This window comes from Pseudoxanthomonas sp. SL93 (genome assembly GCF_026625825.1).
Lineage (GTDB): Bacteria > Pseudomonadota > Gammaproteobacteria > Xanthomonadales > Xanthomonadaceae > Pseudoxanthomonas_A.
On sequence record NZ_CP113065.1, the window covers coordinates 1,304,543 to 1,328,523 of the forward strand.

Sequence of the window (23,981 nt, forward strand, 5' to 3'; positions counted from 1 at the left end):
CGGGCCGGACAGCGCCAACGGCAGGGGCCAAGGTGCCGTGCGGGACGCTCGAATCCCTGTTCAGCGCCGACAGCACGCGATCGTTCTGCTCCGGGGACCCGATGGTGATGCGCAGGGCGTCACCGAGTTGCGGCGCGGCGCGCTGGTCACGCACCACCACGCCGGCCGCGAGCAGGGCGTGGAAGGCGCCGTCGGCGTTGTCGAATCGCGCCAGCAGGTAATTGCCCTGGGAAGGATAGACGCGACGCACCCCGGGCACTCGACCCAAGGCATACAACAGCCGCTCGCGCTCGCGACGCACCATGGCCACCCGCTCCTGCGTCTGCGCGATCGCCGTGTCGGACAATCCCTCCAGTGCCAGGTCGGCGCAGGGCGTCGGCACCGGATACGGCGCCTGGCACCGCTGCAGCACGGTGATCAGGTCCGCATCGCCGACTACCACCCCGATGCGCGCGGCGGCCAGCGCGTGCGCTTTCGACAACGTCCGCAGCACGGCGATGTTGGCATGTGCTTCCAGCAGGGTGGCGGCGGATGCTCCGTCGGCGAACTCGCCGTAGGCCTCGTCCACCACCACCAGCGCGCGACCTTCCAGTGCGCGCGTCAATGCCGCGATGCCCTCCAGCGGAATCGCGGAGCCGGCCGGGTTGGAAGGCGAGCACAGGAACACCAGTTTCGCCCCCTGCGCCAGTGCCGCATCGCGGATCGCGTCCAGGTCGGCAGTGAGACCGGCCTCGTCATCCACCAGCGGAATCTCGACGATGCGCGCGCCTTGGAGGCGTGCGCAGACCACGTACATGCCGAACACCGGCGGCGTCACCACGATGGCGTCCTGCGCCGGCACGCACAGCGCCCGCACCAGCAGATCGATGGCTTCATCACTGCCGCGTCCGATGAGCAATTGATCCGGCTTCACGCCATAGAGCTGCGCAAGCCGCGCGCGCAGGGCCGGCGGCTGCGGATCCGGATAACGACGGCTGCGCCCCTGGCCATCTGCCGGGTTGGCCCATGCCGACTCGTTGGCGTTCAACCACACGTCGCCTTGCAGGGCTTCACTGCGCGCCGACCTGTAGCCGGCGAACCCGCGCAGATCGGGACGCACCAGGGAAACGACGTCGTTCATGCCGCCTCCCTGCCCAGGCGCAGCGCCACCGCATTGGCGTGGGCATCCAGCCCTTCCGCGCGCGCCAGCGTCAGCGCACAGCCGCCGATGGCATCGATGCCCGCGCGGCTGACCGCCTGCACGCTGACGAAATTCTGGAAGCTGGACACGCTGACCCCGCTGTAGGCGCGCGCCGCGCCACCGGTGGGAAGCACATGGTTGGTGCCGCTGCAGTAGTCGCCCAGGGCTTCGGGCGTGTAGTCGCCCAGGAACACCGAACCCGCCACCTCCACGCGGTCCAGCCAGGCGCGCGGATCGCGCAGCGCCAGGATCAGGTGTTCAGGCGCATACCGGTTGCTGATGGCGAATGCTTCCCGCAGATCCGGCACCCGCACCAGCCGCGAGGCGGACAGTGCGGTACGCGCGATGTCCTCGCGCGACAGCCGCGACAGCTGCGCGTCGATTTCGATCTGCACGCGGTCGATCAGCGCATCGTCGTCGGACAGCAGCAGGACCTGCGAGTCCGGTCCGTGTTCCGCCTGCGAGAGCAGGTCGGCGGCGACGAACGCCGCATCGGCACCGGCATCGGCGATCACCAGCACCTCGGACGGCCCGGCCGGCATGTCGATGGCGGCGCCGCCTCCCTGAGCGACCTGCTGCTTGGCTTCGGTGACATAGCTATTGCCCGGACCGAACAACTTGTCGCACTTGGGCACGCTGCCCGTGCCGTACGCCATCGCGGCGATCGCCTGTGCGCCTCCCAGCTTGAACACGCGGGTCACGCCGGTCAGCATCGCAGCCACCAGCACCGCCGGGTCCGCGGTGCCGTCCTTGCGCGGCGGCGTGCACAGCACGACTTCGCGACAGCCTGCCAGCCGGGACGGAATACCCAGCATCAATGCGGTGGACGGCAATGGCGCACTGCCCGCGGGCACATACAGACCGACGCGGGGAATCGGCCGGATCACGCGCTCGCAGACCACGCCCGGTGCGGTTTCCACCGCATACGGCGTGGCCATGCCGGCACGATGGAAGGCTTCGATGCGGGCAGCCGCCTCTTCCATCGCGGCCACGAGGTCGGCGGGAACCTGCTCACGGGCAGCCGCGAATTCCTGCGCATCCACTTCCAGCGCCGCGAGGTCAACACCATCGAACCGCGCCGTGATCTCCCGCAGCGCGTCGTCGCCACGCGCCTGGACATCCGCCAGCAAGGCGGCGACGGAATCGCGCGTGCGCTGGGCGACGATCTGCACGGGACGCGCGAGCAGCGCCGTTCGGGCGGCTTCGTCCAGCGAGTTCCAGTCGTAACGACGGGTGGAAGGCGTGCTCATGCCAGCGACCTCTCGACCGACAGCACCATCAGGCCTTGCGCACCCGCACGCTGCAGTTCTTCCAGGCGCTGCCAGGTCACCACGCCGTGGCACATGGCCTGCAGCGACAACGGACCATCACCCTCGCCGGGCAGGGTCACCAGGGCATCGGCATCGGGCAGCAGGCGCGAGAGCTCCGCCACCGTGTCGCGGTGTGCGCGGAACATCAGCAGCTTGCTGTCCTTGAGCTTGAGCACCCCATCCAGGCGCCGCAGCAGCATGTCGGCCAGGCCTGCGCGCGCGTCGTCGAACGACTTGGCGGGACCGGCCAGCACCGCTTCGCTGTCCAGCAGGGTCTGCACCGGCTTCAGCTGGTTGGCGGCCAGCGTGGCACCACTGGAAACCAGGTCGCAGATCAGGTCGGCGGTGCCCAGCTTGGGCGCGATCTCGACCGAACCGGACAGCTCCACCACCGCCGCGTCGATGCCTTCGGACTGCAGCCACTGGCGCAGGATCGCGGGATAACTGGTGGCGATGCGCAGGCCCTGCAGTTGCGCCGGACCCGTCCATTCCCAGCTCTCCGGCACGGCCAGCATCAGCCGGCAGGCACCGAATCCCAGCGGGCGCAGTTCGCGGTAGGCCTGCGGCAACCCGACCAGGGTGCGTTCACCGGCCTGTTCGTCGAGCTCGTTGCGGCCGACGATGCCGAAGTCGCAGACGCCATCGGCGATGAGGCCGGGAATGTCGTCGTCGCGCACCAGCAACAGGTCGACGGGGAGGGATTCGCCATAGCAGAAGAGCTTGTCGCGGCTTTCGCGCCAGCTGAGGCCGCAGGCGGCCAGCAGCGCACGTGCGGGCTCGGCCAGGCGGCCGCTCTTCTGGATGGCAATGCGCAGACGCTCACGCGTCGCGGAGGCAAGGGGCGGACTCATGGGGGGACTCAGTGGGATGCGGACGACGAGGCGGCCTGCTGGCTCTGGAACGCCGCGGCGTAACCGCCGGCGCCGCGCTCCAGGGTGCGGGCGACGCGCCCGATGGTGGTGACGCTGACCTGGGTCAGGTCGTGGATCTCGCGGTACGGCACACCCTTCAACAGCAGCGGCACGACGCGCCAGCGGTCGGCCATGGCTTCGAGCTCGGCGGGCGTGCACAGGTCCTCCAGGAACGCACGCACCGCCCCCGGGGTGTCCAGCGCGGCCAAGGCCTGCGCCAGCGCCGTCAGCGGGGCGGCGTCCTTGGGCTCTTCGATGGCGGGCCGGCGCTTCATGAGTCGGTGAACATTCCAATGTATTAACGTGTTAATACATTAATGCAATGCCGCAACATCGTCAACCCGCCTGCCCGCTCCCGCGGCCTGACTGCGTTGTAAAGGTCAGACCGCAAGGCTGGACGCGTCGCATGGACTGGAGATGCCCCGGACGATGAGTACACTGGCATGGAAGCCGCGCGAACCGGACCCTCCGTCCGGCGCACGCGACACCCTGGGGGGGACCGGGATGGGCAAGCGGAGCATGGGTTGGGTCTGGTGCTGGCTGGCGATCGTCCTGCTGGCATCCGCGACATGCCTGGCACAGGGCGTGCCGCCCCTGCAGATCGATGCGGGCGCGACGCATACACCCCTCGGCACCCACACCACCTATCTGCACGATGCAGGCGGCATCGCCAACCTGGACCAGGCGCGCCGGGCACTGGCGCAAGGACGTTTCAATCCCCTGCCCGATGGTGATGCCTCCTTCGGCTTCCAGACGGGCGCATTCTGGTTCCACACCCGCGTCGTCAACCACAACCCGCGTGAGCAACGCTGGCTGCTGGTACAGCAGTACGCACTGAGTGACCGCATCGACGTGTACCTCTCTTATCCCGATGGGCGCGAGGTGCATCACGCGGGTGGCGACACTTTCCCGTTCGAGCAGCGCAGCGTGCGCTACCGTCACCCGAACTTCTGGGTGGACCTGCCCACCGACACGCCGGTGGACATCCTGGTGCGCGTGCAGAGCCAGAGCTCGATGCAGGTGCCGCTGGCGCTCTACACGCCCGCGGCCTTCGCGGAACTGTCGCGCGATGGGCAACTGGGCATCGGCCTGTACTACGGCATCCTGCTCGCGCTGTTCTTCTACAACCTGGTGCTGTGGCTGGTACTGCGCGACGGCAGCTACTTCTGGTACCTGTTCCACATCAGCGCCTTCGGGCTGGTGCTGTTCACGCTGAACGGGCTCGGCTTCGAGTACCTGTGGCCGCATTCCACCTGGCTGGCCGACAAGGCGGTGCCGCTGTCGGTCTGCCTGGCGCAGATCGGCATGCAGCAGTTCGCGCGTACTTTCCTCAACCTGCGCGAGCGCTGGCGGACCGGCGACCGCATCAGCCGCGGCATCATCGCGTTCTTCGTGCTGCTGGGCATCGCGGCAACCCAGCTGCCGTACCACATCGCCACGCCGATCGCGTCGGCGGCCGTGTTCCCCAGCATCATCTGGATCGCCGCGGTGACGCTGGTGGTGGTGCGCACCGGCTACCGGCCGGCGAAGGTGTTCCTGCTGGCGTGGGGCATGTTCCTGCTGGGCACGGCGGTGTTCGTCGCGCTGGCCTTCGGCCTGCTGCCGAAGACCTTCCTGACCGAATACGGCGTGCAGATCGGCTCGGCGCTGGAGATGCTGCTGCTCTCGGTGGCGCTGGGCTACCGGTACGCCGCGCTGCGCAACGAGAACGAACGCATCGTGCGCGATGCCAAGAACCAGCTGGAACAGAAGGTCGAACTTCGCACGTCCGAACTGCGACAGGCGATGACGCAACTGGAGGATGCCCACCAGCGCCTGCACGAGTTCAGCCGCCACGACGGCCTGACCGATCTCTACAACCGCACGCATTTCCGCGAAGCCTTCGAACTGCTGCTGTCGCGGGCGCGCAACTCGCGCCAGCCGATCTCGCTGCTGATGATCGACCTGGACCATTTCAAGCGCATCAACGACACGTACGGCCATCTGGTCGGCGACGATTGCCTGCGCTGGACATCCAACACGATGGCCGAAGTCCTGCAGCCTTACGATGCACTGGTGGCGCGTTTCGGCGGGGAAGAATTCATCGCCGCCCTGCCCGGCATGGGCCTGGGTCATGCGAGTGCGGTGGCGGAAGAGCTGCGGCAGGCGCTGCGTGCGAATCCCTGCCGCAGTGGCGACCTGCAGATACCGGTCTCGGCCAGCATCGGCGTGCACTGCGTGGACCTGGAAGCCCGCAACAGCCTGGAATCCGCATTGCAGGTGGCGGACCAGGCGCTTTATGCCGCCAAGGCCGAAGGCCGCGACTGCGTGCGGACGCTGTGAGGCGCTTGCCGCACGCACGGTGGGAGCGACGTGAGTCGCGACAGCTGACGTGAGTAGCGACAGGTAACGCGCCGCGCGAACGTCAGGGTGTGACGTGCACAGCGGCCCCTCATGCAGTCGCGACTCACGTCGCTCCCACCCGGCATCGGATCAGAGGTTGCGCACCGCGGCCAGGATCTCACCCGACTCCACCAGCCGCACGGCGGCGGCCACTTCGCCATCCATCGCGCGGTCGCGGTCCAGGAATGGGATCGCCGCGCGGATCACTGCGTGGGCGACCGCCACGGCATGGCCGGGATGGAACTCGTCGGTGGCCGCCAGCGCGGCGCGCAACGCCTCCACCTCCTCGACGAACACCGCGCGTCCTGCACTCTCGGGCAACGGGCCACCGGCCACCTTGGTCGCCAATCGCTCGGCATCCGCGCGGCGGGCCAGGTCGCGCGCCGCATTGATCATGTCCCGGCGCAGGTCCAGCGCCTGTGCGGCGGTGTAGAGCTCGAGTGCCAACACCTTGCCCAGGTCCTGCACCATCGCCAGCACATGGCGGGCCTCGTTCGCGCCCATCGACACATGATCCTCGGCATTCGCGCTCGTCGGTACCGAGAATACGCTGGCGGGGTGCGCACGGCTCGCCAGGTCGTTGACGATGGCGGCCGCGGTGTACTGCACGATCATGTGGCCCGACTCGGTACCGTCCTCGTTGCCGATCAGGAACGCAGGCAGGCCGTCGTTGGTGGCGGGATCGACCAGCTTGTTCAGGCGACGCTCGGAGATGGAAGCCAGCGTCGGGATGGCGGCCTTCACGTAGCTCATCGCCAACGCCAGCGGCATGCCGTGGAAATGGCCGGCGGAAATCACCTGCTCCTCCACGTGCTCGGCCTGCCTGTCCGGGAACACCAGCGGATTGTCGGTCACCGCATTGAGCTCGATTTCCAGCACCCGCCTGGCCTGGGCCACCGCGTCGCGCACGGCGCCATGCACCTGCGGAATGCACCGCAGCGAATAGCTGTCCTGCGGCTGGTGCTTCTTGCCGCCACGGAAAGGCATGAAGCGCCGGTAGAACTTCTCGCGACCATGGCGCTGTTCCGTGGGCACCCATTCCCAACCGATGTCGAAACGCAGCTGCTGCGATTCGGGCCAGCCCATGTCCGGCACGTTCCAGCTTGACGGCAACCAGGAGCGGAACTTCGGCACCAGGTGGTAGGGAATGTCGGCCAGGGTGGAACCGTCCAGCAGTTCACGCAGGCGTGCCGCCACGTGCACCTGGCCGGGATGCGGGCGCAGGGCATGCACTTCTTCGGCGAACGCCCCCAGGCGACCGGCGAACGCGTCGATGGTCATGGCCGCGGCCAGGTCGGCCGTATCCAGCAGGTTGTCCAGGCGGTAGGTCGCCAGCACGCCCATCGCCAGCATCTGCGCGGTGCCGTTGTTCAGCGCCAGGCCTTCCTTGTACGACAGCGTGACCGGCGCCAGGCCGGCGCGAGCCAACGCTTCAGCGCCGGGAATGCGCTCGCCCTGGTAGAAGGCTTCGCCACCGCCCAGCAGCACGATGGCCAGGTGCGACAACGGTGCGAGATCGCCGGACGCACCCACCGAACCCAGCGACGGCACCACCGGCACGATGCCGGCATTGAGCATGGCAGCCAGCGCCTGCAGGGTTTCCACGCGGATGCCGGAATGTCCCTTCAGCAGCGTGTTGATGCGGATGCCCAGCATGGCGCGGACGATCTCCGGCGCCATCGGTTCGCCCACGCACACCGCGTGGGTGACGATCAGGTTGTGCTGCAGTTCTTCGTGCAGCGAACGGCCGGACCTGACGGCATTCGGCAGCTCGTCGCGCAACGGGTGCGCGCCCAGCAGCTTGTCGGCATTGCTGCCGAAACCGGTGGAAACGCCATAGATCGGCTCCTCGCGGCGCACCTGTTCGGCCAGGAAGTCGGCCGCGCGCGCGACCGCCTTCAATGCGGTAGCGTCCAGTGCCACGCTGGCACCGAACGCGATCTCAACCAGCCTGTCGCGGGTGAGGGACTGCCCATCCAGCAGGATCGGCTTCATCTCAACGCCCCGCCAACTTGCGCGCCTGCTCCAGCCGGGCCTGTTCAAGCTCGACCTGCAGGCTGCTGGCAAGTTCCTCCCGCTTCACTTCGAACTGCTGCTCGCGCAGCAGATCCTTCACCGTCACCACATTGCGCGCCAGTTCGTCCTCGCCCGCCAGCACCACGAAGCGGATGCCCGCGCGCGAGGCGTACTGGAACTGCTTGGCCAGCTTGCGTGATTCCATCTGCACTTCGGTGTTGATGCCGGCAACGCGGAGGCGACGGGCGATGTCGAGCGATTCCGCAAGCTGGCTGTCGTCCATCAATGCCACCATCGCCTGCACGCTGCTCTCGTCGACGCCTGCGATGAGGCCGGCCTCGCGCAGCTGCCAGAACAGGCGGGTCAGCCCGATCGAGATACCCACGCCGGGCAGCTTCGACTTGGTGTAGTGGCTGGCGAGGTCGTCGTAACGGCCACCGGAACAGATCGAACCGATCTGCTGGTAGTCATCCAGCTGCGTCTCGTAGACCGTGCCGGTGTAGTAATCCAGTCCGCGCGCGATCGAGAAATTGAGGCAGTAGTCGCTTTCCGGCACGCCCAGCGCATGGACGAGGTGCAGCACCTCGCGCAACTCGGCGATGCCCTGGTTGAAGGTATCGCTGCCCTGCCCCAGGGCATCCAGCCTGGCCAGTGCGTCCGCATGTCCGGTGGAGCGCACGGCGACGAAGTCGAGGATGCGCTGCACCGCATCGGCCGCCATGCCGAAACCTTCGCCCGTCAGGGTCTCACGCACGTAATCCGCGCCGCGCTTGTCCAGCTTGTCCACTTCGCGCAGCACCAGCGCCTGCTGCTCGCTGTCGGTCACGCCCTGCGCCTCGAAGAACCCGCGCATCAGCTTGCGGTTGTTCAACTGGATGGTGAACGCGCCGATGCCCAGGTCACTGAACACGGCATGGATCACCGCCAGGATCTCGGCGTCGAAACGCACGCCGAGCGCATCCTTGCCGATCACATCGATGTCGCACTGGTAGAACTCGCGGAACCGCCCGCGTTGCGCGCGCTCGCCGCGGTACACGCGCTGGATCTGGTAGCGCCGGAACGGGAAGGTCAGCTCGTGCTCGTGTTCGGCCACGTAGCGCGCCAGCGGCACGGTCAGGTCGAAGCGCAGCGCGAGTTCCGGCAAGCCTTCGCCCTCCTTTGCCAGCGCGCCGGTGGACTGCACGAAATACACCTGCCGCTCGGTCTCACCGCCGGACTTGGTAAGCAGCGTTTCCGACAGCTCGAACACCGGTGTTTCCACCGGCAGGAAACCGAAGCGCTCGTAGTTGCGGCGAATGGTGTCCAGCATGCGCTGGAAGGCGATCTGCTCGCGCGGAAGCAGTTCCATCACTCCGGGCGGCGTACGGGGCTTGATCAAGCGAAAAACTCCAGCGGACGGCAATGACACATTCTAAGTGGGAAGGCCGCGCATCGTCAGGAAAGCGCCCCGCCCTATTGCCGCCCACGCGGCGACTGCATACAATGCACGGCTCGCGGGGTGTAGCTCAGTCTGGTAGAGCGCTACGTTCGGGACGTAGAGGTCGCAGGTTCGAATCCTGTCTCCCCGACCATCACATGAAACCCGGGAAACGAAATGTTTCCCGGGTTTTTTGTTGTCCGCGTCAGGCGGCCACCCAACATTCGGCGCGCCGTCGCCAGCGGGCAGCCGATGGCGGCGCACCGGCATGCATGCGCCTTGCCGGAGACTGGCAGCCCAAAAAAGAGTGCTCTCCATCACATAAATATGACGTCGAGCGTCACTATTTGACCCCTGGCTGCGCGTGCCAGACCCGCTTCGGAAACATATCGATGTGCAACTCGAGCCTCATTGGCGGACGATATCGATGATTCCGAGCCAGTTTCATTCATCTATATTTACAAAAAATTAATATATTGGCGGCATGTTCGCCAGATTGTGAGAGTTGTGTGGGGTTTGGCAGGGTTTTTGCTTCAAACGCGCGGAATGACAACGCTCCCGCGCTCCCCCGCATTGGCAGGAACCTTGAATCTTCCGCTGCTCCCCCTTGCCCTGGCCTGCGCCACGGGCTCCTACCTGTACTCCACAAGCACCCACGCGAGCCCCGTCCCGGCAGCTCCCCCCGCTTCGCACCCGCAGGAACTGGACGAAGCGGCGCGCCTGCGCGACCAGCGCCAGTGGCTGGCGGCGTTGGCCATCTACGAGCGCCGGCTCGCGGACCATCCCGACGACGCGGACGCCTACCGGATGCGCGCCTTGACCCTGGCGGATCTGGGAAGTGCCGAACGCGCCTGGCAGCTCTACCGCGCGCGTCCGTCGGTATTTTCGGCTGACCAGATCCAGCGCCTTGAAAACGACCGCCTGGCGCGCAGGATCGTGTGGGGCGGCCTCTACGCGCAGGACACCGCTACGCGGCTGGATGAAATGAAGTACGCCGAGCGACTGATGGCGGAGCACCTGGCCAGCCTGACGCCGGAACAGCGCGCCGCCGCCCACCGTCCGCGACTGGATTCGCTGGTCATCCTCAACACGCTGGAAAAGCACGACGAGGTCGTGGCGGCGTACCGCTCGTTGCAGGCCGATGGCCTGCAGGTGCCCCCCTACGCACTGGCGAAGGTCGGCGACTCGCTGCTGGCCACGCGCCACCCCGAAGAAGCCGCCACCGCACTGGAAACCTCACTCGCAGCGATGCCGGGCGAGTTCGACATCCAGCTGTTGCTGGCTTACGCCTATCTGGAATCGGAACAGCACGCGCGCGCGCTGGCCACGCTGGATGCGCTGGTCAAGGCCAACGACCCGTGGCCGCGCGCACCGGGTGCGCGCCGGGGCCACCAGAACTGGCACCGCTTCGACGCGGATACCAACCGCGCCATGATGACCGCCTACGGCAACCGGTTGCAGGAGGCGCAGACGGCGCTGGAGGCGCTGGCATCCATCTCGCCCAACAACGCGGGGCTGCAGTCGCGCCTGGGCAATGTCTTCAGCATGCGCGGCTGGACCGCCCGCGCGCTGGAACGCCAGCGCATGGCCATGACGCTCGACCCGCGCAGCACGGAGGCACGTATCGGCGCGACCGAGTCCCTGCTCGCGCTCGACCGCGTCGGCGAAGCCCGCGTGCTGCACGACGAATTGCTGGAGCAGTTCCCGGGCAACACCCACGTGCAGCGACTGGACCGCTACTGGGACGCGCACCTGGGATGGCGCGGTCGCGCGTGGGCCGCCGGGGGTCGCAGCGACGCCGAAGGCAGCACATCAACCGCGTCGCCGCTGGGAAACCGCGATGGCGAGTACGGGGTCTACGTCGAGAGCCCGATGCTGGCCGACCGCTGGCGCCTGACCGCGCAGGCCAGCGATGGCTGGGCGGATTTCCAGGGCGAACGGGTGCACGCCCGCTACACCGGCATGGGTCTGCTCTACGCCCATGACCGGCTCTCGCTGGAAGCGCAGGCGTTGCGACCGAATGACCGCTACCTTGATGACACAGCCTTCGGGGTGCGTGCCGGGTGGCGCTTCGGGGACACCGTGTCCGCCAGCGCAGGCGCCTTCCACGCCGACCCGGAAGCATCGCTGCAGGCGCGCCGCAGCGGGGTCGGAGCCGACAGCTGGCAGGCCGGGCTGGTATGGACGCCCTCGGAACAGGGGCAACTCGGCGCACGCTACAAGCACTGGGACTATGACGACGGCAACGAACGCCAGGAACTGGGCGTGTACGGCCAGCGCAGGTGGATCACGCGACCGCACCTGCTGGTCGACATGATCGGCGATGCGTATGCATCGCGCGGCAGCCGCGACGACGCCCCCTATTTCAACCCGTCACAGGACCGTGCCTTCAACGGCGGCGTGCGCATCGACCACGTCGCCTGGCGTCGCTACGAACGCCACCTGCGGCAGCGGCTCGAACTCACTGCGGGCAGTTATTGGCAGGAAGGCTACGGCAGTGCATGGGTGCCGCGCGCCAGTTACCGGCATGAGTGGAAGCTGGGCATCGGCCACGTGCTGGACTACGGCATCGCCTGGTCCCGCCCCGTCTACGACGGCCAGCGCGAGCAGCGCGTGGCGCTGGATATCGAATACCGGTGGGGAGAATGAGCATGTCGAAGAATCTTTTTGACGTGATCCTGCGGGCGTGCCTCTCATTGTCCGCCCTGCTGCCTTTCGCGGCACTCGCCGGCGATGCGGTACCTGCCACCCGCGCCGTGCAGGTCGCCGGTGACCGCCTGCTCGTGCTCAGCTACCACGACATCCGCGACGATGTGGCCCGCAAGGGCGATCCGGATGGCTACGCGGTCAGTACGCAGAACTTCGCCGCGCACCTGGACTGGCTGTCGGGGCATGGCTACCAGCCGGTGAGCCTGGCCGACGTGATGGCGGCCTCGCGCGGCGAACGCGCGCTGCCGGACAAGGCCGTGCTGCTGACCTTCGACGACGGCCTGCGCAGCGTGTACACGCACGCGTTCCCGCTGCTGCGCGCCTATGGCTATCCCGCGCTGGTCGCGGTGGTGACCGACTGGGTGGAGCTGCCCGCGGGTCGGCAGGTCGACTACGGCCCGCGCATGTTCACGCATGACGACTTCCTGACGTGGGCACAACTGCGCGAGATGCAGGCCACCGGGCTGGTCGAAGTCGCTTCGCACAGCCATGACCTGCACCACGGCGTGCAGTCGAACCCGCAGGGCAACATGACCCCGGCTGCGATCACCCGCCGCTACGACGCGACGGCACGCCGTTACGAAACCGAAGCGGAGTATCGCGCGCGCATCCGCGCCGACCTGGAAGCCAGCGCCGACACACTCCAACGCGAACTCGGCGAGCGTCCGCGCGCCATCGTCTGGCCGTATGCGGCGTACAACAGCGTCAGCAACGGCATCGCCGAAACGCTGGGCATGTCGGTGTCGTTCGACCTCGAGGGACGTGAGCAGAAGGTCGGCCGCGACCTGCACGGGCTGGCACGCCTGCTGCTGAGCAACAACCCGAGCGTCGGCGACCTGGCCTACGAGCTGCGCCATGACGAGGATGTCGCCGGCGTGCGCGCCATGCAGGTCGATCTGGACTACGTGTACGACGCCGATCCCGCGCAGCTGGACCGCAACCTCGATGCGCTGCTGGAGCGGGTCAAGCGCATCGGCCCGACCCATGTGTTCCTGCAGGCCTTTGCCGATCCCGACGGCAACGGTTCCGCTGACGCACTGTACTTCCCCAACCGCCACCTGCCGGTGCGCGCGGACCTGTTCAACCGCGTGGCCTGGCAACTGCGCACGCGGGCGGGCGTGAAGGTGCTGGCGTGGCTGCCGGTGCTGGGCTTCGAACCGCCGGATGCGGCACAGCGCCAGGCGCTGGCCCTGCCGGAGCGCAAGGGCGACATCTTCCGGCTGGATCCCTCCGATCCGCGCGCGCGCGCCCTTGTCACCGACATCTACGAAGACCTGGCCATCGCCAGCTACTTCGAGGGCCTGCTGTTCCACGACGATGCCTACCTGCGCGACGACGAGCTTCCCCGCGTCGGCAGCGCCGAGGCGCGCGCGCAATTGCTGGTCGACTTCACCCATGGGTTGAAGCGCTCTGCCGAGCGCTGGCGCCCGAAGCTGCTGACGGTCCGCAACCTATATGCACGTACCGTGCTGGAACCCGAGAGCCAGCAGTGGTTCGGCCAGCGCCTGGACACCTTCCTCACGGCCTACGACTACACCGCCCTGATGGCGATGCCGTGGATGGAAGGCGAGCATCGCCGTCCGGAAGCATGGATGCGTGAGCTCGCCGATGCCGTGCGCGCGCACGACCCGGCGTTCAACAAGACACTGTTCGAACTGCAGACGCGCGACTGGCGCGCGGGCACGCCGATCCCCGGCGACACGCTGCAGGCCCTGGTGCGGCAGTTGCAGGCCGACGGCGTGCGGCACCTGGGCTGGTACCCGGACGACTTCATCGGCGACCAGCCGCGCCTCCCCGATGTGCGCGGCAGCCTGTCCGCGCGCAACTTCCCGTACGAGGAACGGTGATGGCCCGGCTGCTCGACGCGCTGTTCCAGTTCGCGTTCCTGTACCCCATCGTGATGTCCTTCTTCTGGATGTCCGGTGGGCTGTACTACTACTTCCGTCGCGAACGTCACGCGCGTGCGCGCAACGACCCGCCGTCCATGGCGGTGATGCCGTTCGCCACCCTGCTGATCCCGTGCCACAACGAGGGCGAGAACGTCGATGACACCATCGGCGCGGCGTTGGCGCAGCAGTATCCCGATTTCGAAGTCATCGCCATCAATGACGGCAGCCGGGACGATACCGCCGAGCGACTGAATGCCCTGGCGGCCATCCACCCGCGCCTGCGCGTGATCCATCTTGACCGCAACCTCGGCAAGGCGAATGCACTGCGCATGGGAGCCCTGGCCGCGCGCAGCGAATACCTGGTCTGCATCGATGGCGACGCATTGCTGGACGAGTACGCCACGCACTGGATGATCTGGCACCTAACCTCCGGCCCACGCGTGGGCGCGGTGACCGGCAACCCGCGCATCCGCAACCGCTCCACCCTGCTGGGGCGCCTGCAGGTGGGCGAGTTCTCCTCGATCATCGGCATGATCAAGCGCGCGCAGCGCGTGTACGGACGCATCTTCACCGTGTCGGGCGTGATCAGCGGCTTCCGCCGCACCGCGCTGCATCGCATCGGGTACTGGGCCGACGACATGGTGACCGAGGACATCGACATCAGCTGGCGCCTGCAGCTCGACCACTGGGACATCCGCTACGAGCCCAACGCACTGTGCTTCATCCTGATGCCGGAGACGCTGAAGGGACTGTGGCGCCAGCGGCTGCGATGGGCGCAGGGCGGCGTCGAGGTACTGATGCGCCACAGCGTGGACATGTTCACCTGGCGCAAGCGGCGCATGTGGGCGGTGCTGGTCGAGTACCTGCTGAGCGTGGTCTGGGCCTACACCATGCTGCTCATCATGGTGCTCTGGGCGCTGGGCAAGTTCATCACGCTGCCGCCGGCGCTGTACGTGCACACCCTGCTGCCTTCGTGGCACGGCGTGATCCTTGCGTTGATCTGCATGCTGCAGTTCGCCAGCAGCATCATCATCGACCGGCGCTACGAGACGGCCGTGGGACGCAATTACTTCTGGATGATCTGGTACCCGATGGCGTACTGGATGCTGAGCCTGTTCACCACCATGGTGGCCGTGCCGAAGACGCTGATGCGTCGCCGTCGCGGTCGCGCCACGTGGGTGAGCCCTGACAGGGGAATACGATGAAATTCGATTCGCGCTTGATCCGCAAGCCGATGAAGCAGCCGCGCCTGCAGCGCGCGGCCTGGGGCTTCGTCACGCTGGGTTTCTGGATGGTCTATGTCTACCTGTGGACGCCACTTGTCACGCTGCTGCTGTGGCTGCTGGGCATCCGCACGGCATTCTTCGAGCTCTACGTGCGCGAGCACGCCATCGAGCCATTCCTGCTGTTCTCGCTGCCGCTGCTGGCGCTGGCGTGCGCGCTGCTGCTGATCTCCTGGGCCGAGTACAACCGCCTGCGCTTCAGCCGGGCCGACCGCCGCAGCCAGCCGCGCAGTGCCACCCTGCCCGACGTGGCGGAGGCGCTGGGTACGCCGCCGGCCGTGGCCCGCGCGCTGGTGCTCGGCAAGGTCACGGTGCTGCACATGGGCGAGGATGCCCGTCCGCACGGATTCACTTCCCTGGCCGACCCGGCCTGACCGGCGGTCAGAGCAGGTCCGGATGCCGGACCTGCCCCTCGCCTCGCACGACGAAGCGCTCCACCGTCAGCGCTTCCAGCCCCATCGGGCCGTAGCTGTGCAGGCGGGTGGTCGAGATGCCGATTTCCGCGCCCAGGCCGAGTTCGCCGCCGTCGGAGAATCGGGAGGAGGCGTTGACCATCACCACGGCCGACCGCAGCGCGCTGAGGAACCGCTCCGCGTGTTCCGGATCGCGGGTGACGATGACCTCGGTGTGGTCCGACGTGTAGCGGCGCACATGGGCAATGGCGGCATCGATGTCATCCACCACAGCGATGGCGATCACCAGGTCAAGGAACTCGGCGGCGAAGTCGTCTTCGGTGGCCAGGTCCGCATCGGGCACGAACGCCTTCCCCGCTTCATCCACCCGCACGCTGACGCCACGCGCGCGCAGCGCCTGCACCGCACGCGGCAGGAATGCCGGGGCGATCTCCCTGTGCACCAGCAGCGTCTCCAGCGAATTGCAGGCGGATGGACGTGAAACCTTGCCGTCCAGCAGCAGGGCCAGGGCCAGGTCTTCATCCGCGCCGGCGTCCACGTACTGGTGGCAGACGCCCTTGTAGTGCTTGATGACCGGCACACGTGCGTGTTCGGCGACGAAGCGGATCAGGCCTTCCCCGCCCCGGGGAATGGCCAGGTCAATGATGTCGGCCAGCTGCAGCAGCGCCAGCACCGTCTCGCGCGACAGGTCGGTGACCAGGGTCAGCGCCGCCGCCGGCAGGCCCGCTTCGCGCAGGGCGCGCTGCAGGGCGTCGGCGATGGCGGTGTTCGAGTGCAATGCTTCCGAGCCACCGCGCAGGACCACGCCATTGCCGGCCTTGAGGCACAGCGCCGCCGCATCGGCGGTGACGTTGGGGCGCGCCTCGTAGATCATCGCGATGACACCCAAGGGCACGCGTACGCGCTGTACGCGGATGCCGTTGGGGCGGACTTCGGTGCGTGTCACCTGCCCCACCGGGTCAGGCAGGCCGGCGACCTCCCGCACGGCGGATGCGATGCCGTGCAGTCGCCCGGCGTCCAGCTTCAGCCGGTCCAGCATCGCGGCACCGATGCCCTTGGCGGCAGCGGCCTCCATGTCGCGCGCGTTGGCGGCCAGGATGATCGCCTGGTCCGCCAGCAGCGCATCGGCCATGGCCATCAGCAACGCATCCTTCGCCTCGGTGGACAATGCCGCAATGGCGACAGCAGCGTTGCGGCATTGCAGGGCCTGGGTCTTGATGTCGCTCATGCGGGCGTCCGTGTCGGGCAGGTTCACAGCAGCACCAGGTCGTCGCGATGCACGACATTCTCGCCGTAGGTGTAGCCGAGTATGCCTTCGATGTCGCGCGAGTGCCGGCGCGCGATGCGACGGATGTCGATGGCCGAATACTGGCTGACGCCACGCGCGATGCGCTGGTCGCCTTCGCCCGTGCGAAGCACCACCTCCACCATGTCCCCGCGCCGGAAGTCGCCTTCCGCGGTGGCCACACCGCCTGGCAGCAGCGAAGCGCCCTTGCCCGTCATCGCGCCGGCGGCGCCGGCATCGACGACGATGGCGCCAGCTTCCACCGGCACGTTGCGCAGCCAGTACTTGCGTGCCGCCAACCGGTTCTGCGCGGGTCGGAAGCGGGTGCCCAGCAACTGCCCGCGTGTCAACGCGGCCACGGTGTCGGCACGCGTCCCGTTGAACAGGAAGGTCTCGATGCCGGCGGCCGCGGCCTTGGCCGCGGCTTCCAGCTTGGTGCGCATGCCGCCCGTGCCGACACCACTGCCGGGATCGCCGGCCATCGCGTAGAACTCCGGCGTCAGCGCCTCCACGTCGAGGATCGGGCGTGCCTCGGGATTCACCCGGGGATTGGCGGAATAGAAACCGTCGATGTCCGTCGCGATGAACAACGCGTCTGCATCCACCAGCGCGGCCACCACCGCCGCCAGGTTGTCGTTGTCGCCCAGCTTGAGTTCGTCGACCGACACCGTGTCGTTTTCGTTCACCACCGGCAACGCGCCCAAGGCCAGCAGCTCCTGCAGCGTGGCACGCGCATTGAGGTAGCGGCGACGGTTGCGCAGGTCATCGTGGGTCAGCAGCACCTGTGCGACCGGGCGTTCGAAGAAGCGCTGCCACAGTGTAATCAGCTGCGCCTGACCCAGGGCCGCAAGCGCCTGGCGCTCGGCCATCGCCGTGCCGGCCTGCGGCTTGCGGTGCAACAGGCCGCGTCCGGCAGCGACGGCACCCGACGAGACGATGACGACCTCGCGACCGGCGGCGATGCTGGAGGAAACGAACTGCGCCAGGTTCAAGGCATGGCGGGGACTCAGCCCCTCGCCTTCCGCCGCCAGCAGGCTGCTGCCGACCTTCAGTACCGCGCGCCGCCAGCTGGGCAGCGATTGTTCGGTGAACGGCGGGGGCGTGGTGGCGGTCATCGCATCAGCTCAACGTGTATTCCATTCGTGGACGGTCAGCTCGGACGTGCCGGTGATCGCCAGAGGATCCCGTGCGGCGATGGCCTGCGCTTCCGCCAGCGACGCCACGTTGATCAGTACGTAGGCGCCGCCCGACTTGTCGCTGAAGCCGCCCGTCATCTCCAGTTGGCCCGCTTCGCGCAGCTGCTGCAGGAATTCCAGATGCGGCGCGATGACGCTTTCCTCGAAACGCGCCGTGCGCATCGCCAACACCAGATAGCGGGTCACAGGGCTTCCCATCGGGCAAGCAGTTCGGCCAGGCGCAGGTCGGCCGCGGAACCCGGCGACACCCGCGCCGCCAGGCTGCCCTCCGGCGTGCGGCCCTGCCCCGCGCTGTCCGCCGATGCCGCGGCGGCCTTGTAGGCCTCGCGGAACGGAACGCCGGCCACCGCCGCCTCCACCGCCACATCGGTGGCGTACATGCCCGAATCGATCGCCGCACGCAGGCGGTCTTCGCGCCACTCCAGGTTCGCCAGCAACGCCGGCAGTAGTGCCAGTGCCGGCAAGCCACGGCCGAAACCATGGAAGATCGCGCCCTTGCTGGCCTGCAGGTCGCGGTGATAACCGGAAGGCAGCGACAGCAGCTGTTCGATTTCCATGCGCGCCGCGGCCACGCTGGCGTGGGTGGCGCGCATCAGTTCGATCACGTCCGGGTTGCGCTTGTTCGGCATGATGGAACTGCCGGTGGTGTACTGCGAGGGAAGCGCGACAAAGCCGAACTCCGCGCTGGTGAACAGCGACAGGTCCCAGGCGATGCGCCGCAGGTCCAGCGTGGCGGCGCCCAGGGCCTCCAGCGCGGCCATTTCGAACTTCCCGCGCGACAGCTGCGCATAGATCGGGCTGACCTGCATGCGTGCGAAGCCCAGTGCTGCCGTGGTGTGTTCGCGGTCCAGCTTCAGGTTGACGCCGTAACCGGCGGCCGTGCCCAGTGGATTGGCGTCCACCAGCTTCAGCGTGTCGGCAGCACGGGTGGCGTTGTCGATGAAGGCCTCGGCCCACCCCGCCCACCACATGCCGGCCGACGACACGACGGCGCGCTGGATGTGCGTGTAGCCGGGGATCGGCAGGTCGCGCTCGGCCTGCGCCCGGTCCAGCGCGACCTTCGCGATCTCGCGCGACAGCGTGGCAACGCGCGCCAGCTTCTCCTTCAGCCAGAGGCGCGTCGCCACCAGGATCTGGTCGTTGCGGCTGCGGCCGGTGTGGATCTTTCGCCCGGCATCGCCCAGTCTTTCGGTCAGGCGGGCTTCGATGGCGGAATGGCCGTCCTCGAAGCGCTCATCCAGCACGAAAGCGCCCGCGCGGAAATCATCCGCCAGCAGCGCCAGCTCGCGCTTCAGTCCCGCCAGCTCGTCGCCCGACAGGATGCCGATGCGCTGCAGGCCTTCCGCGTGCGCGGTGCTGGCCTGGATGTCGTGCAGGAAGAACTCCCGGTCCAGCAGCACGTCGTCGCCCGCCAGGAACCGCTGGATCTCCGCATCCACCGCCACGCCGGGCTTCTGCCACAACAGGTCGCTCATGCCGTCGTCTCCTGCGGAATGCTTTCCAGTTCGTCGAATCCGAATGCCAGGTTGAGGTTCTGCATCGCCTGGGTCGCCGCCCCCTTGAGCAGGTTGTCCAGGGTGGCGACCACGACCAGGCGCTTGCCGCCGGGCGCCAGCGTGAAGCCGCCGATCTCGACATCGTGGCGGCCGGCGATGCGGCTGACCCACGGGGCTTCGTCCAGCACATGGACCAACGGCTCGTCCGCATAACATTCACGGTAGAGCGCGCGGATCTCTTCCACCTTGGCCGGCTGCTGCAGCCACAGGTTGACCGTCATGGTGATGCCGCGGAAATGCGGGGCCACGTGCGGCATGAACTCCACCGGCACGCCCAGCTGGCGGCTGACCTCGCGCTCGTGCATGTGGTCGGTCAGCGCGTACGGCATCAGGTTGTCGCGCAACAGCTCGGTATTGTTCTTGTCCGACGGCGTGGTGCCCGCGCCGGAGTAGCCGGAGACACCGAAACATTGCGGCGGCCCGGCCAGACGGTCCTGCAGCGGCGCGATGGCCAGCTGCATGGCGGTGGCGTAGCAGCCCGGATTGCTGATGCGGGTCTGGCCCGCGTAGTGCTGCCGGGTCAGCTCCGGCAGGCCGTAGTACCAGCGGTCGTCGAAGCGGTAGTCCGCCGACAGGTCCACGATGACCGTGGCGGGCGTCTGCGCATCGATCGCGGCCACCAGTTCGGCCGCCTTGCCGTTGGGCAGCGCCAGGATCACCGCGTCGGCGCCCTTCGCGCCGACCTGTTCATGGCTCAGGTTTTCGTAACGCAGATCGCCAGCAAAACCGTCGATGTGGTCGCTGACCTTCTGCCCGTCGAGTTCGCGCGAGGACACGAAGGCAAGTTCCAGATGCGGGTGGCGGGCGATCAGGCGGATCAGCTCCGCGCCGGTGTGGCCGCGTGCGCCGACGATGCCGACGGTCTTGGGGGTGCTCATGGGGATTCCTGTTCGTGCCGGGCGAGCTTCGCCAGCAGGTTGCGTTTCACCGCCGGCCATTCGCCGTCGATGATCGAGAAGATGACGGTGTCGCGCGGCGAGCCATCGGTGTGGCGCTTGTGGTTGCGGAGCACGCCGTCCTGCTTGGCGCCCAGCCGGGCGATCGCCGCACGCGAGCGGTGGTTGAACCAGCTGGTCTCGAAGACCACGCTGATGCAGCCGAGTGTTTCGAACGCGTGCGTGAGCAGCATCAACTTGGTTTCGGTATTGATGCCGGTCCGCTGCACGTCCGTCGCATACCAGGTGTATCCGATGCTGAGCCGGGGCACGTCCGCTTCCAGACCGTAGAACCGGGTACTGCCGACGACGCGGCCACCGGCATCCCGCACCACGAAGGGCAGCACGAGGCCTTCGGCCTGGGTCGCCAGTACGGAATCGACGTAGCCCAAAACGTCGGCCGCCTTCGGCACCTGCGTGAACCACAGGGCCGCCAGTTCATCGCCCGCCAGCGCGGCACGCAGGCCGTCGACATGCTCGCGCGACATCGGCTCGAGGCGGGCATGGCGACCCGCCAGGATCGGGACCTGCTGCCAGGCGATGGGGAGGGCGGCGGCCATGTCAGTCCTTCAGCGTGGGCAGGCGCGTACGGCAGTGCGCGACACAGCGTTCGATGTCGGCGAAATCCTCGATGCCGTACCAGAACACCTTCCACTTCTCCTGCTTGTAGCAGCCGTCGGATTCGGCGTAATAGAAGATGTTGACCTGGTTGTTGTGGCGCGAGCGCCAGAACAGTTGCGGATTCTCCTCGCGCATCACGTGCCAGACTGCGCGACCCAGACCCTCGCCCTGCGCGTCGTCCAGCACGGCGAACTTGTCCAGGTAGGCGAACCCTTCCTCCTGCGTGAGGATCAGCGCGGTGCGGTAGTTCTCGCTGATGTAGACGCGGTACGGCGTGGTGCGTTCGAAGTAGTCCGGCAGCAGCGTGCGGCCGAAGCTGGATTCGATCAGTGTCTTCAGGCGCGGCAGGTCCACGCCGGCCCAGCCGCCCTCGAAGCGCAGCACGCGCTCGCCACGGCGCACCAGCGTGCCGGAACCGCGATGGGTGAACAGTTCCTTGGCCAGCTCCGCCGGTTTGGTGATGGAGACCGAGGAGGTCAGAGGCAGACGGTCCAGCAGATCCTTGATCTGCTCGATCTTCACGCGCATGCCCCCGTTGATCCACGGCTGGGCCATCAGTTCGTCGTACTCGGTCGACAGGTTGATCGAATCGAGCACCCGGCCCTCCGCATCCAGCAGGCCGCCGGTGCCGGTGAGGAAGATGATCTTGTAAGGCTGCAGGACCTGCACCAGCTCGTTGGCGGCGAAGTCGGCGTTGATGTTGAGGATCTGCCCGCCCACGGTTTCGCCCATGCTGGCGATCACCGGGATGGAACCCGCCTTCAGGCTGGCCTCGATCGGCGCCTGGTTGATGCGGGTGACATCGCCCACCAGTCCGTAGGTGGCCTGGTCCTTGTACTCGGCCTCGAACACGCCAGAAACAATCGACGTGGCGCGCGCACCGACCTGCTGCAGCGCTTCCACCAGTGCCAGGTTCTGCTGCAGGAAGACCTTGCGCACGATCGCCAGCACCTCGGGCGTGGTGACACGCAGGCCATTGACGGTCTGCTTGGTGATGCCGGCAGCATTCATCTCCTCGTCCAGCTGCGGGCCGGCGCCGTGCACGACGATCGGTGTCAGGCCGACTTCCTGCAGGAACGTCAGCGACGACGTCAGCGCCTCGAGGTCGTCGCGCAGCACGGCGCCGCCGACCTTGACCACGGCGAAGCGCTTGGCATCCAGCTGCGAGAAACGCTTGACGTACTGCGAGATCTCCTTCGCGCTGGCCATGCTGGACAGCAGGCGGATGATGGTCTGGCGGGTTTGTTTGTTCGATTCCATGTCTTCTTGCTTTTCGTCGGGTGGGCCCTGGCCCACCACATCATGGGATGCGCACGGCGGGCCTGGGCCCGCCCTGCGACACTACTGGAGAATCCTTGCCACGCTATCCGCATACCGTTGCAGCTGTTCAAGCGCGACCCACTCGTCGGCGGTATGCGCCTGGGCGATGTCGCCGGGGCCGTAGACAAACGCGGTCAGGCCAGCGGCCGAGAACAGCGAGGCCTCCGTCCAGAAATCCACCGCATTGCCGATCGGCAGGCCCAGATCGTCGGCCAGGTCACGTGCGGCAAGCCGGCGCTCTTCGGCGCGCGCGACGTCGCCCGACGGCAACGATGGACCGCGGAAGGTCTCTTCGTATTCGGCCAGCGCCTCGGCATTGGCGAAGCTGCGGAAGGTCGCATGCAACCCGTCCATGTCCTGCGACGGCAGCGGCCGGAAACCGAAACGGACTTCGGCGCTGGGCGCGATCATGTTGGCCTTGATGCCGCCTTCGACCCGGCCGATGTTGAAGCGCAGGCCGGTCAGCCCGCCAAAACGCAGGTGGTGCTGGGTCTGCACGAAATCCAGCGCCGTGGTACCCCAACGCATGGCGTTGTGCAGGGCGCTGAGCGAAAGCGCGTTCTCTGCGGAAGCATGCCCGGCCTGTCCCTTGAACGCCATGCGGACGGCACTGATGCCGCGATGCGCCAGCACGGCCTCGCAGCGCGTCGGCTCAGCGATGATCGCCTCGCCGAAGCCATGGTCGCGCGCCAGGAAGGCGGCGATGCAGCGCGCATCGTTCGCTTCCTCGTCGGTCGTGAACAGGAAGGCTGCGTCGCCCTGGGTCACCTGCGCCGCGGCAACAAGTGCCGCAGCCGCACCCTTGATGTCGCAGGCGCCCAGGCCGATGGCGCGGTCGCCTTCGATGCGCAGCACATGCGGGCTCGCACTCCACGCGGGCGAGGACGGCACCGTGTCCAGGTGCACGTTGAACACGCGCTTCGGCTGTCCGCGCACCGCAAAGAACGACACCGCGCCGGCACCGTGATCGGTCACCTCGATGCGGAAGCCGGGCAGTTGCGCGCGCAGGTAGTCGAAGATCCCGTCCGTGCCGATGTCGCGCGGCGGATTGCGGGTATCGAACGACACCAGCGCTTCGAGGTGTTTGAGCGTGGTCGCGAGCAAGGTCATGCGGTTATGGTCTCGGCGTAGATGTCCGGCTTGGACACTTCCATCAGCGTCTGCGGCCTGGCCGGCGTGGCGAAGCCGTACTGCGTGTAAAGCCCGTGCGCATCGGACGTGGCCAGCATGAAACGGCGCAGCCCCTGCAACTGCGGGTGCGCCATCACCTCGGCGACCAGGGCCTTGCTGTAGCCACGGCCGCGGTGCTCAGGCAACACGAACACGTCGGCCAGGTAGGCGAACGTCGCGAAGTCGGAAACGACCCGCGCGAACGCCACCTGCCCTGCGCCGTCAACGTAGGCGCCGAAGCACAGCGAGCCCGCGACCGCGCGCACCACCGTGTCCTCCGGGATACCCTGGCTCCAGTAAGCCTGGGTCGAAAGGAAACGGTGGATCAGCGGCAGGTCCAGCTCCGCCTTGTCCGTGCTGATGCGCAGGGCACTCATCGGGACGCTGC

General features: G+C 67.5%; 19 protein-coding genes, 1 tRNA gene and 1 pseudogene. 6 read left to right on the forward strand and 15 right to left on the reverse strand.

All coding sequences use genetic code 11. From position 1 onward, the window contains the following. Window positions 1-58 precede the first annotated feature (58 nt). From hisC to OVA13_RS06070, 4 genes and pseudogenes are all read right to left on the reverse strand, one after another. Window positions 59-1,120, reverse strand: a pseudogene (gene hisC / locus OVA13_RS06055) (histidinol-phosphate transaminase); the annotation flags it as partial. Next, window positions 1,117-2,430 (reverse strand): histidinol dehydrogenase, encoded by a 1,314-nt coding sequence (gene hisD / locus OVA13_RS06060; protein WP_267792896.1) that lies wholly within the window; start codon window positions 2,428-2,430, stop codon window positions 1,117-1,119. The gene hisD and the pseudogene hisC, both read right to left, overlap by 4 nt. Further along, window positions 2,427-3,341, reverse strand: a complete 915-nt coding sequence (gene hisG / locus OVA13_RS06065) for an ATP phosphoribosyltransferase (protein WP_267792897.1) — start codon at window positions 3,339-3,341, stop codon at window positions 2,427-2,429. Before hisG ends, hisD begins: the two co-directional genes overlap by 4 nt. A gap of 8 nt (window positions 3,342-3,349) precedes the next feature. Then, a complete protein-coding gene (locus tag OVA13_RS06070) occupies window positions 3,350-3,676 on the reverse strand; it encodes a YerC/YecD family TrpR-related protein (RefSeq protein WP_267792898.1) in 327 nt (108 codons plus the stop codon). Window positions 3,677-3,830: 154 nt separating this feature from the next. Between OVA13_RS06070 and OVA13_RS06075 the strand changes: the two genes are divergently transcribed. Then, the gene (locus OVA13_RS06075) at window positions 3,831-5,723 is read left to right on the forward strand and encodes a sensor domain-containing diguanylate cyclase (RefSeq protein WP_267792899.1); all 1,893 of its coding nucleotides are present in this window, start codon (window positions 3,831-3,833) and stop codon (window positions 5,721-5,723) included. 150 nt (window positions 5,724-5,873) lie between these two features. Here the strand turns inward: OVA13_RS06075 and OVA13_RS06080 are convergent, their stop codons facing one another. Both OVA13_RS06080 and hisS read right to left on the reverse strand, forming a co-directional pair. After that, a complete protein-coding gene (locus tag OVA13_RS06080) occupies window positions 5,874-7,778 on the reverse strand; it encodes an HAL/PAL/TAL family ammonia-lyase (protein WP_267792900.1) in 1,905 nt (634 codons plus the stop codon). Window position 7,779: 1 nt separating this feature from the next. Further along, window positions 7,780-9,177: a histidine--tRNA ligase gene (gene hisS, locus OVA13_RS06085; protein WP_267792901.1), complete on the reverse strand. Its 1,398-nt coding sequence runs from the start codon at window positions 9,175-9,177 to the stop codon at window positions 7,780-7,782. Between the two features lie 116 nt (window positions 9,178-9,293). On the opposite strand from hisS, the gene OVA13_RS06090 reads away from it, so the two are divergent. From OVA13_RS06090 to pgaD, 5 genes are all read left to right on the forward strand, one after another. Then, a tRNA-Pro gene (locus OVA13_RS06090) sits at window positions 9,294-9,370 on the forward strand. Between the two features lie 431 nt (window positions 9,371-9,801). After that, window positions 9,802-11,865 (forward strand): poly-beta-1,6 N-acetyl-D-glucosamine export porin PgaA, encoded by a 2,064-nt coding sequence (pgaA, locus tag OVA13_RS06095; protein ID WP_267792902.1) that lies wholly within the window; start codon window positions 9,802-9,804, stop codon window positions 11,863-11,865. A 2-nt stretch (window positions 11,866-11,867) separates the two neighbouring features. Then, window positions 11,868-13,772: a poly-beta-1,6-N-acetyl-D-glucosamine N-deacetylase PgaB gene (gene pgaB / locus OVA13_RS06100; protein ID WP_267792903.1), complete on the forward strand. Its 1,905-nt coding sequence runs from the start codon at window positions 11,868-11,870 to the stop codon at window positions 13,770-13,772. Next, the gene (gene pgaC / locus OVA13_RS06105) at window positions 13,772-15,019 is read left to right on the forward strand and encodes a poly-beta-1,6-N-acetyl-D-glucosamine synthase (protein WP_267792904.1); all 1,248 of its coding nucleotides are present in this window, start codon (window positions 13,772-13,774) and stop codon (window positions 15,017-15,019) included. The genes pgaB and pgaC overlap by 1 nt, the downstream gene beginning before the upstream one ends. Next, entirely contained in the window at window positions 15,016-15,471 is a 456-nt protein-coding gene (gene pgaD, locus OVA13_RS06110; RefSeq protein WP_267792905.1) for a poly-beta-1,6-N-acetyl-D-glucosamine biosynthesis protein PgaD, read from the forward strand. Before pgaC ends, pgaD begins: the two co-directional genes overlap by 4 nt. A gap of 7 nt (window positions 15,472-15,478) precedes the next feature. Here the strand turns inward: pgaD and OVA13_RS06115 are convergent, their stop codons facing one another. The 9 genes from OVA13_RS06115 to OVA13_RS06155 form a co-directional block, all read right to left on the reverse strand. After that, window positions 15,479-16,759, reverse strand: coding sequence for a glutamate-5-semialdehyde dehydrogenase (locus OVA13_RS06115; RefSeq protein ID WP_324288284.1), 1,281 nt, complete (start codon window positions 16,757-16,759; stop codon window positions 15,479-15,481). Between the two features lie 2 nt (window positions 16,760-16,761). Further along, entirely contained in the window at window positions 16,762-17,910 is a 1,149-nt protein-coding gene (proB, locus tag OVA13_RS06120; protein WP_267792907.1) for a glutamate 5-kinase, read from the reverse strand. Window positions 17,911-17,919: 9 nt separating this feature from the next. After that, window positions 17,920-18,153: a YciI family protein gene (locus OVA13_RS06125; RefSeq protein ID WP_267793459.1), complete on the reverse strand. Its 234-nt coding sequence runs from the start codon at window positions 18,151-18,153 to the stop codon at window positions 17,920-17,922. A 20-nt stretch (window positions 18,154-18,173) separates the two neighbouring features. Continuing rightward, window positions 18,174-19,466 carry an argininosuccinate lyase gene (gene argH / locus OVA13_RS06130; protein WP_267792908.1) on the reverse strand — a complete coding sequence of 431 codons (1,293 nt, stop codon included), beginning with the start codon at window positions 19,464-19,466 and terminating at the stop codon, window positions 18,174-18,176. Continuing rightward, window positions 19,463-20,425 carry an N-acetyl-gamma-glutamyl-phosphate reductase gene (gene argC / locus OVA13_RS06135; RefSeq protein ID WP_267792909.1) on the reverse strand — a complete coding sequence of 321 codons (963 nt, stop codon included), beginning with the start codon at window positions 20,423-20,425 and terminating at the stop codon, window positions 19,463-19,465. The genes argH and argC overlap by 4 nt, the downstream gene beginning before the upstream one ends. After that, entirely contained in the window at window positions 20,422-21,042 is a 621-nt protein-coding gene (locus OVA13_RS06140; protein ID WP_267792910.1) for a GNAT family N-acetyltransferase, read from the reverse strand. The genes argC and OVA13_RS06140 overlap by 4 nt, the downstream gene beginning before the upstream one ends. 1 nt (window position 21,043) lies before the next feature. Beyond that, on the reverse strand, window positions 21,044-22,363 hold the full coding sequence (locus tag OVA13_RS06145) for an acetylglutamate kinase (protein WP_267792911.1): 1,320 nt from the start codon (window positions 22,361-22,363) through the stop codon (window positions 21,044-21,046). 81 nt (window positions 22,364-22,444) lie between these two features. Then, the gene (locus tag OVA13_RS06150) at window positions 22,445-23,533 is read right to left on the reverse strand and encodes an acetylornithine deacetylase (RefSeq protein WP_267792912.1); all 1,089 of its coding nucleotides are present in this window, start codon (window positions 23,531-23,533) and stop codon (window positions 22,445-22,447) included. Next, window positions 23,530-23,970, reverse strand: coding sequence for a GNAT family N-acetyltransferase (locus tag OVA13_RS06155; protein ID WP_267792913.1), 441 nt, complete (start codon window positions 23,968-23,970; stop codon window positions 23,530-23,532). The genes OVA13_RS06150 and OVA13_RS06155 overlap by 4 nt, the downstream gene beginning before the upstream one ends. Window positions 23,971-23,981: the final 11 nt, after the last annotated feature.